Source organism: Sphingomonas sp. (genome assembly GCF_042091075.1).
GTDB lineage: Bacteria > Pseudomonadota > Alphaproteobacteria > Sphingomonadales > Sphingomonadaceae > Sphingomonas.
Genome location: NZ_JBELIE010000145.1, coordinates 1 through 8,525 on the forward strand (window position 1 = coordinate 1; position 8,525 = coordinate 8,525).

The 8,525-nt window shown below is 66.2% G+C and carries 9 protein-coding genes; 4 read left to right on the plus strand and 5 right to left on the minus strand.

Annotation, left to right across the window (positions count from 1 at the left end):
• Positions 1-156 precede the first annotated feature (156 nt).
• Positions 157-900, minus strand: a complete 744-nt coding sequence (locus ACFDSW_RS13135; RefSeq protein ID WP_375250734.1) for an SDR family NAD(P)-dependent oxidoreductase — start codon at positions 898-900, stop codon at positions 157-159.
• A 315-nt stretch (positions 901-1,215) separates the two neighbouring features.
• Between ACFDSW_RS13135 and ACFDSW_RS13140 the strand changes: the two genes are divergently transcribed.
• Positions 1,216-1,812, plus strand: coding sequence for an opacity protein (locus ACFDSW_RS13140; protein ID WP_375250735.1), 597 nt, complete (start codon positions 1,216-1,218; stop codon positions 1,810-1,812).
• Between the two features lie 173 nt (positions 1,813-1,985).
• Here the strand turns inward: ACFDSW_RS13140 and ACFDSW_RS13145 are convergent, their stop codons facing one another.
• Positions 1,986-2,888 (minus strand): alpha/beta fold hydrolase, encoded by a 903-nt coding sequence (locus ACFDSW_RS13145; protein WP_375250736.1) that lies wholly within the window; start codon positions 2,886-2,888, stop codon positions 1,986-1,988.
• Between the two features lie 3 nt (positions 2,889-2,891).
• Positions 2,892-3,200 carry an EthD family reductase gene (locus ACFDSW_RS13150; protein WP_375250737.1) on the minus strand — a complete coding sequence of 103 codons (309 nt, stop codon included), beginning with the start codon at positions 3,198-3,200 and terminating at the stop codon, positions 2,892-2,894.
• 180 nt (positions 3,201-3,380) lie between these two features.
• Here ACFDSW_RS13150 and ACFDSW_RS13155 point away from each other — a divergent pair, with 180 nt between their 5' ends.
• Positions 3,381-4,730, plus strand: a complete 1,350-nt coding sequence (locus tag ACFDSW_RS13155) for a flavin-containing monooxygenase (protein WP_375250738.1) — start codon at positions 3,381-3,383, stop codon at positions 4,728-4,730.
• Between the two features lie 244 nt (positions 4,731-4,974).
• Positions 4,975-6,297, plus strand: a complete 1,323-nt coding sequence (locus tag ACFDSW_RS13160; protein WP_375250739.1) for a dicarboxylate/amino acid:cation symporter — start codon at positions 4,975-4,977, stop codon at positions 6,295-6,297.
• Between the two features lie 37 nt (positions 6,298-6,334).
• On the opposite strand, the gene ACFDSW_RS13165 is transcribed toward ACFDSW_RS13160, so the two are convergent.
• The gene (locus tag ACFDSW_RS13165; RefSeq protein WP_375250740.1) at positions 6,335-7,030 is read right to left on the minus strand and encodes an HAD family hydrolase; all 696 of its coding nucleotides are present in this window, start codon (positions 7,028-7,030) and stop codon (positions 6,335-6,337) included.
• A 165-nt stretch (positions 7,031-7,195) separates the two neighbouring features.
• Between ACFDSW_RS13165 and ACFDSW_RS13170 the strand changes: the two genes are divergently transcribed.
• Positions 7,196-8,290: an acyltransferase family protein gene (locus ACFDSW_RS13170; RefSeq protein WP_375250741.1), complete on the plus strand. Its 1,095-nt coding sequence runs from the start codon at positions 7,196-7,198 to the stop codon at positions 8,288-8,290.
• A gap of 62 nt (positions 8,291-8,352) precedes the next feature.
• On the opposite strand, the gene ACFDSW_RS13175 is transcribed toward ACFDSW_RS13170, so the two are convergent.
• On the minus strand, positions 8,353-8,525 hold a 173-nt coding region (locus ACFDSW_RS13175), incomplete at its 5' end, for a hypothetical protein (RefSeq protein ID WP_375250742.1).

Sequence of the window (8,525 nt, forward strand, 5' to 3'; positions counted from 1 at the left end):
CCCGGGCTGGAGCTCTCCGGCCGCTGACCATGTTTAGGGGTTGTCGGGTGTCGCTATGGCGGCATTCGGCAACCTCTTTTCATATCCGGCTCGTTTTTTATCCGGGCGGCAGGCGCCTGACGCACCAGGCGCGCACCGCCGCCGCCAGCGCGATGTTCACCGCCGGCCGCCATCGCAACGGATCACCGCACCGGTGACGAACGACGAAGCGGGCGAGGCGAGCCACAGCGCGGTGCCGACGATCTCCTCGGGCCGTCCGGGGCGGCCCAGCGCATTGTCGGCGCGCTCGCGCATCTCCTCGCTCCAGGCCTTGGCGATATCGGTCAGGAAGGGGCCGGCGGCGATCGCGTTGATCCGCACGCGCGGCGCATATTCCACCGCCATGCCGGCCACTATCGCGTTGAGCGCCGCCTTGGCGCCGGCATAGGGCACCACCGCCGGCATCGGCTCCATCGCCGCGATCGAAGAAGTCGCGATCACGACGCCGCCCTCCCCCGCCACCATCCGCTGCGCGATATTCGCGATCAGCCGGAACGGTCCCTTGAAGTTCAGCGAGACGACGCTGTCGAACAGGCTTTCGCTCACCTCATGGCTGGGCATCATCGGGCCCATGCCGGCATTCGCGACCAGCAGGTCGATCCCGCCGAACGCGGCCCAGGCGCGATCGGCCAGTGCATCCATCTCGTCCCAGCGACCGGCATGAGCCGGCATCGCCTCCGCCCGGCGGCCGCGCGCACGGATCTCGGCGACGACCGCGTCGCACGCCTCGGCCTTGCGGCTCGACACGATCACATCGGCCCCCGCATCGGCGAACGCCAACGCCATCTCCCGCCCCAGCCCGCGCGATCCCCCGGTGATCAGCGCGCGCCGCCCCGACAGGTCGAACATCGGATGCGTCACCCTCTCCTCCTTTTGGCCAGCCGTCGGCAACGCCGGCATAACAATGGTTATGCACATCCGCGCCGCCGCGCCAAGCGGGCGGATCGATCACGCCTGTGTTGCAATTGCGGCATGATCGCCACATCCCCGCCATAATGGACGAATGCCGTTAATCCGTTGGAAAGAAAGCGTGTCGGTTCGGCAACAGTAACCGACTTCGTACCGTTCGTTGTGCAATTGCGAGCAACCAACCCGCCGCCGTGCGGTTCAGCCAGTCCCAAGCCCAACGGACACCGCGTGGTGACGTAGGGCAGCGAAACAAGACTGAGGAATCGTATGCGTAAGCTCGTTCTGGCGGCCGTTGCCGCTTCTGCCGCGTTCGTGGCGACCCCGTCGATGGCGCAGGACACGATGGCCGACAACGGTACCGCCGCGGCAGCACCGGACGGCACCAAGGCCTTCGGCATCGAGCCATATGTCGGCGTCCGTGGCGGCTGGGAGGAATTCTCCAAGGACAGCGTGCCGGGCGCTCCGGTCGGCGACAAGCTGAACGGCTCGCTGCTCGAAGGCCTCGTCGGCGTGAACGTGCCGCTCGGGCCGTTCTTCGTCGGCGCGGAAGGCAACGTTGCCAAGGGCGTGTCGGGTGACATCGACTGGCAATATGGCGCCGCTGGCCGGTTCGGCCTGCGCGCCGGCGAAAGCGGCATGATCTATGGCAAGGTCGGCTATCAGTGGGTGAATTTCGACAAGCGCGTCGACACCAACCGTGATTTCGACGACGTCACCTATGGCATCGGCTTCGAAGTCGGCCCGAAGGAGATCGGCCTGGGCGGCATCACCGGCAATTCGGGTATCCGGCTGCGCGGCGAAGTCTCGACCTTCGGCTGGACCAACAGCTTCCGTCCGACGCTGGGTGTGATCGCCCACTTCTGACGCCGCCCGACCTTCGGGCAAGGCTTTAGGGTCGTCAAGGGAGCCACGGACGACCCGATCCGCACCAGTAGCGTTTCGTGCGGGGAGGAAGAGGCGGTGCCGGCCGGCGCCGCCTCTTTTCGTGACACATGCCTGTCAGTGGATCGCGCTCGTTCCCGCTCGTGCGGGCCCGCTCATGCGTCCGGCAGCCACTCGGCCAGGATCGTGTTGACCGCCTCGGGCGCCTCCTGCTGTACCCAGTGCGACACCCCGGGCAATCGCCTGACGGTCAGGTCGGGCACATACAATTCGGTGCCGTCCAGCGTTTCCAGTCCCAGCGCCTTATCTTGTTCGCCCCAGATGATCAGCACCGGCACCGCGACACGCCCGCCGTGCGACAGCGTCAGACGATCGCGATGCCGCGCCGCCGCGCGATACCAGTTGATCATCGCGGTCATCGCGCCCGGACGCTGGGCGTTGCGCGCATAGACGTCGAGCACATCGGCGGGAAAGCGCCGCTTTTCGACCGCCATCGCATGGAAGGCGCGCCGGATCGCCGCCGCATCCCGCGCCAGCATCATCCGTTCCGGCAACCACGGCAGCTGGAAGAAGGCGATATACCAGCTTCGCCGCCGTTGCGGCCAATGCCGCAGCGCGGCCGCGAAGCACATCGGATGCGGCAGGTTCATCACCACCAGCCGCTCGATCGGCCGGACGCGATTGATCGCGAACATCCAGGCGATCGCCCCGCCCCAATCATGCGCGATCAGCGTCAGCGTGCGCGCGCCGCTGGCGTCGAACAGGGCGGCGGCATCCGCGACGATGCGATCCGCGCTGTAATCCGACACGCGCGCCGGGCGTGACGTCGCCCCATAGCCGCGCTGGTTCGGCGCCCAGACGCGATAGCCTTTCGCCGCCAGCAACGGCATCTGATAGCGCCAGGCGAAATTCAGCTCGGGGAAGCCGTGCAGGCACAAGGCGAGGTGATCGCCCTGCCCCGCCTCCGCCACCTCGAAGGTCAGTCCGTTGGCGGCGACCTCACGGATCGTGATGCCGCTGCCGGGATCGGGGCGCCAGCCGCCGGCGGCATCGATCATCGCTCAGCCCGCGACGCGGCTCAGTTGCATCATCGGCGTCACCCCCGAAAAGCGCGGTACATCGGCCTGTACCTCGGCGCTGCGTGGATGCGCCATCGCCTGCTGAAAGGCCTCCATCGAGGCGAACTCGATCTGCGCGATCGTGGCGAACGGCGGATCGCCCGCCAGCCCGGCGAGCGCGTGATGCACCGTCACCCCGGTGACCGCATCACCCCACACCTCGCGGCACAGCGGCACGTGGGTGGCGCTGTAATAGGCTTCGTCGAACGGCTTGTCGGCATCATAGGGGTAAATGACGGTGAGCGTGACCATGATATGTCCTTTTCGGGCGTCGGTCGGCAGAAAGCGGGTCACGTTCGGCTGCCCGGTCCGGGCGCTGTGGCCGCCCTCGCCAGCCATCGAGCGCACGGTTGATTCGCGTCGCGTCCCGCGTCATCATAACTTTCGTTACGGGACAACCACAAGTGGACCGGGCGGGAGAGGAGCGGGTCGATGGCCACAGCGGAAATCGGGGCGCCGCGCGCCTGCATCATCGGGGCGGGATGCTCCGGTTTTACGACCGCGAAGCGGCTGAAGGACGAAGGGATCGCCTTCGACTGCTTCGAGATGTCGGATGAGATCGGCGGCAATTGGTATTATCGCAATCCCAACCGCCGCTCCGCCTGTTATCAGAGCCTGCATATCGACACGTCGAAATGGCGGCTGGCATTTGAGGATTATCCCGTTCCCGCCGACTGGCCGGACTTCCCCAGCCACGCGCAATTATGGCAATATTTCAAGGATTACGTCGACCATTTCGATCTGCGGCGACATATCCGCTTCGATACGGAAGTGACGCGGGCGATCCGCCGGGCGGGCGGCGGCTGGCGCGTCACCCTCGGCGACGGCGAGACGCACGATTACGACATCTTGTTCGTGTGCAATGGCCATCACTGGGATCCGCGCATTCCACACTATCCCGGCCGCTTCGACGGCGCGCATTTCCACGCGCACGATTACCGCACGCCTTATGATCCCATCGACCTGCGCGGCCGGAACGTCGTCGTCGTCGGCATGGGCAATTCGGCGATGGATATCGCCAGCGAACTGTCACAGCGGCATCTAGCCAGGAAGCTGTGGGTCGCGGCGCGGCGCGGCGTCTGGGTGCTGCCCAAGATGGCCGGCGGCAAACCGATCGACAAATCCGCGATCCCTACCTGGATCCCGCGCAAAGTGGGCAAGGCGCTGGCACGGCGAAGGATCAAGCAACTGGTGGGGCGGATGGAGGATTACGGTCTGCCGACCCCGGACCACGAACCACTCGACGCCCACCCGTCCGTGTCGGGCGAATTCCTGACCCGCGCGAGCTGCGGCGACATCGCGTTCAAGCCCAACATCAAGGCGCTCGAGGGCAGCTATGTCCGGTTCGGGGACGACAGCGTCGAGCCGGTCGACGCGATCATCTACGCCACTGGCTATCGGATCAGCTTCCCCTTCTTCGACGATCCTGCGCTGCTGCCCGATCGCGACAATCGTTTCCCCTTGTTCAAGCGGATGATGATCCCCGGCATCCCCGACTTGTTCTTCATGGGACTGGCACAGCCGCTACCGACGCTCGTCAATTTCGCCGAGCAGCAAGCGAAGCTGGCAGCACGCTATCTGACGGGGCGTTATGCGCCGCCGCCCGACGAGGAAATGCGCCGGATCACCGCGCATGACGAGGAGGTGGAACTGGGCGATTATTATCGCTCCGCTCGCCACACCATTCAGGTCGACTTCGCGCGCTATGTCGCGGATCTGCATAAGGAAATCGCCCGCGGCGAAAAGCGCGCGGCCACGTCGCGCGCTCGGGTGACGGCGTGACGACGACGAACCGTCGCCGCGGCGCGCTGCCGGCGGGCAGGCACGTTTCGCCAGCCGCTTTTTTCCGAACAGCCTGCCGGGGCGCCTGAAAGCGGGTATCGCGGCGACGATGATAGCGATCCTCGCCCCATCGGGGAGATGAGGAAGGCGGCATAACGTGCGTCTTCACCCCCGACAGCGATAGGGCGCTTGACCGCAACGCCGCAATCTCCTTTCCCTCACTGCTGTCTAGCGGGAGCAATCGATGGCCAAGCGGCTGACCTTCTATATCCTCATCGGGCTGGGGCTCGGGCTCGTCACCGGGCTGGTGCTCAACGGCTGGCTCGATGACGGCACGCCTGCGGCGCAGGCGCTGGTCGAGCGGATCGCTGGCTATTTCTCGATCGTCACGACGTTGTTCCTGCGCCTGATCAAGATGATCATCGCGCCACTGGTCTTCGCCACGCTGGTGTCGGGGATCGCGCAGATGGGCGATACCGCCGCATTGGGCCGGATCGGCGCGCGCAGCCTGGCGTGGTTCATCTCCGCCAGCCTGCTGTCGCTGTCGCTGGGGCTGTTGCTCGTCAATCTGTTCCAGCCCGGCATCGGGATCGGCCTGACGCTGCCGCCAGCGACGGGATCGAGCGGACTGGAAACCGCCGCGTTCAATCTCAAGGACTTCGTCACCCATATCGTCCCCGCCTCGATGGTGGACGCGATGGCGAAGAACGAGATCCTGCAAATCGTGGTCCTGTCGGTGTTCGTCGGTGTCGCGATCACGGCGGTCGGCGAAAAGGCCGCGCCGCTGGTCAAGGGCATCGACGCGCTGGTGCATGTGATGCTGCAGGTGACCGATTATGTCATGCGGGTTGCGCCGCTTGCAGTGTTCGCGGCGGTGGCGGGCACGCTGACCGAGCGCGGCCCGGCGGTGATCGGACAACTCGCCTATTTCATGGGCAGCTTTTACCTGACGCTGCTGATCCTGTGGGTGATCCTGCTGTCGATCGGTTTCCTGTTCATCGGCCCGCGTATCCGCGACTTGATCCGTTATGTGCGCGAGCCGCTGCTGGTCGCTTTCTCCACCGCCTCATCGGAGGCCGCCTATCCACGCATGCTGGAGGCGCTCGACCGGTTCGGCGTGCCGCCGCGCATCGCCAGTTTCGTGCTGCCGCTCGGCTATTCGTTCAACCTCGACGGCTCGATGATCTATATGACGTTCGCGTCGATCTTCATCGCCCAGGCCTATGGCATCGACATGTCGTTGGGCCAGATGATCACGATGCTGCTGGTGCTGATGGTCACGTCGAAGGGCATCGCGGGTGTGCCGCGCGCCAGCCTGGTGGTGATCGCGGCGACGCTGCCGATGTTCAATCTTCCCGAGGCGGGGCTGCTGCTGGTGCTCGCGATCGACCATTTCCTCGACATGGGGCGCACCGCCACCAACGTGATCGGCAATGCCGTGGCGAGCGCGGTGATCGCAAAATGGGAAGGCGGGTTCGACCCGCCCGAGGCGGTCGCGGTCGCAACCCCCGCCGCTCCCTCGGGCGATGGCCCGGCGCGCGACGTGGACAGTTTCCGGGAGGTGTGATCGGCACCTTCCCGGCCGCGCGCGGCCTGTCCCCGGGCTATCCGATCTCGGCGATCCAGTCCGGCAGGTCCGCCAGCCGCTCCAGCCGGCGAAAGCGCGGATGCGCCGTCGGCGCCGCCGCCGCTTCATGCGCCCAGGCGAGCGGCTGCGGGATGAACGCGCCCCACGCCCCCGCCTCCAGCGCTGGCAGCACGTCGGAACGCATCGAATCGCCCGCCATCACCGCCGCCGCCGGTGCACAGCCGTAGCGGTGAAACACCCGCACGAACGTATCGGCACGTTTGTCGCTGACGATCTCCACCCCGGTGAACAGCCCACCCAGCCCCGAGGCCGCGAGCTTCACCTCCTGATGCAACAGGTCCCCCTTGGTCACCAACACCAGCTTGCCCTGCCCCGCCAGCCGATCCAGCGTGTCGCCGATGCCGTCGAGCAACTCGACCGGGTGATCGAGCAACTCGCGCCCGATCCGCAACAGATCGCGCACACTGGCGGCGGGCAGATCATCGCGTGACAGTTCCAGCGCCGTCTCGATCATCGACAGCGTGAAGCTCTTCGCACCATAGCCATAGCGTTTCAGGTTGCGGATCTCGACCGCCTGCATCCGCGCCAGCGCATCGGGGCGGTCGGCATAGGGCGCGACGACATCCGCGAACGCCTGCTCCGCGGCGGCGAAGAAGCGCATATTGTGCCACAAGGTATCGTCGGCATCGAGGCAGATGAGATCGATCGGCATGGCGAGGTCCGGTGCGCTTCCTGCGGCAAAGAGAGTCCCTGACGGAGGCTTCGGCACCTAACCTGTTCCGGCGGGAGCCGGAACCCCGTGGCATATCGGACGGCGCCGATCATCATGTCAGGGCCGGGGCAGCGTTCCTTAATCTCTTCCCGCTATGGTGCACGGGTGTTCGCCTCGCCCGCCGCCCCCGCTCCACCCGGCACGCGCGTCAGCCCGCGCGTCCGCGATGCGCTTGACGTCGTGCGGGCGCTGGCCGCCTGCTACGTCGTCGCACATCACGTCGCGGAGGCGCATACGTTGCCCGGCCGGCTGGCGCTGGCATTCAAGTTCGGACAGGAGGCGGTGCTCGTCTTCTTCCTGCTCAGCGGTTTCGTCATCTTCGCCAACGAGCGCGACCGGGCAGGTGACTGGCGCGCCTATGCGTGGCGGCGTATCCGCCGGATCTATCCGCCGCTGCTGTTCGCGATGCTGGTCTCCAGTTGCGTGATCGCCGCGTCCGGGCAATGGGCGGCGCTGTTCAGCTGGCGCGGCCTGTTCGGGACGCTGCTCGCGCTGCAGGATGTCGCCAAGCTGAAGCCGGGGGTCATCACCGATCCGTATCTGCTCAACTATCCGCTCTGGTCGCTATCCTACGAACTGGCTTTCTATGCCGCCTTCCCGCTGGTGATGATCGCGTGGCGGCGATGGCCGTTGATGACGAACGTGGCGGTCGGGGCATCCAGTTGTGCGGCCTATGCACTGTACGTCATGCAGCCGAACCACTTCCTGCTGGTTGGCGCCTATTTCCTGATCTGGTGGAGCGGCGCGATGGTCGCGGCGGCATATCAGCGCGGTGCGCGCTCCATTCGCGCGATGCCGGTGACGATCGGTTTTCTGGCGCTGCTGGGCACGATCGCGATCATCGTCACGTGGCGCAGCGGATTCACCGGCCGATTCGACTATCCCGCGTTGATGGCGCGGCACTTCCTGTTCGCCCTTGCGATCGTGGTGATCGGTTTCGGTCCGATGGGGCGTGCCCTAGTGACGCTGCTCCAGCGTGGGGGGATCAGGCTGACCGGCGTGGCGGCGATCTCCTACGGGCTGTATGTGCTCCACTATCCATTGCTGGTGCAATCGCCGCTGGCGCGCACACCGCTGGGATTCACCGTCTCGCTGGCGTTGCTCGTCCTGCTGGCGTGGTGGATCGAGCGGTGGTTGCCGCTGGCCTGGCGCGCGCCCGGTCACGCGCCGGGCCGACGCGGTGCGGAGGCGGCGGGCTGATCGTCACGATGGCCGCCCGATAGCGAAACGGCCGCCCCTTTCGGGACGGCCGTCGGATGGGCTTATGCCGCTTCCTTCGCGCGGCTGGCGCGCTTGCGCTCGTGCGGGTCGAGATGGCGCTTGCGCAGCCGGATCGACTTGGGCGTGACTTCGACCATCTCGTCGTCGTCGATATAGGCGATCGCCTGTTCCAGCGTCATCTTCTTCGGCGGGGTCAGGCGGATCGCATCGTCCT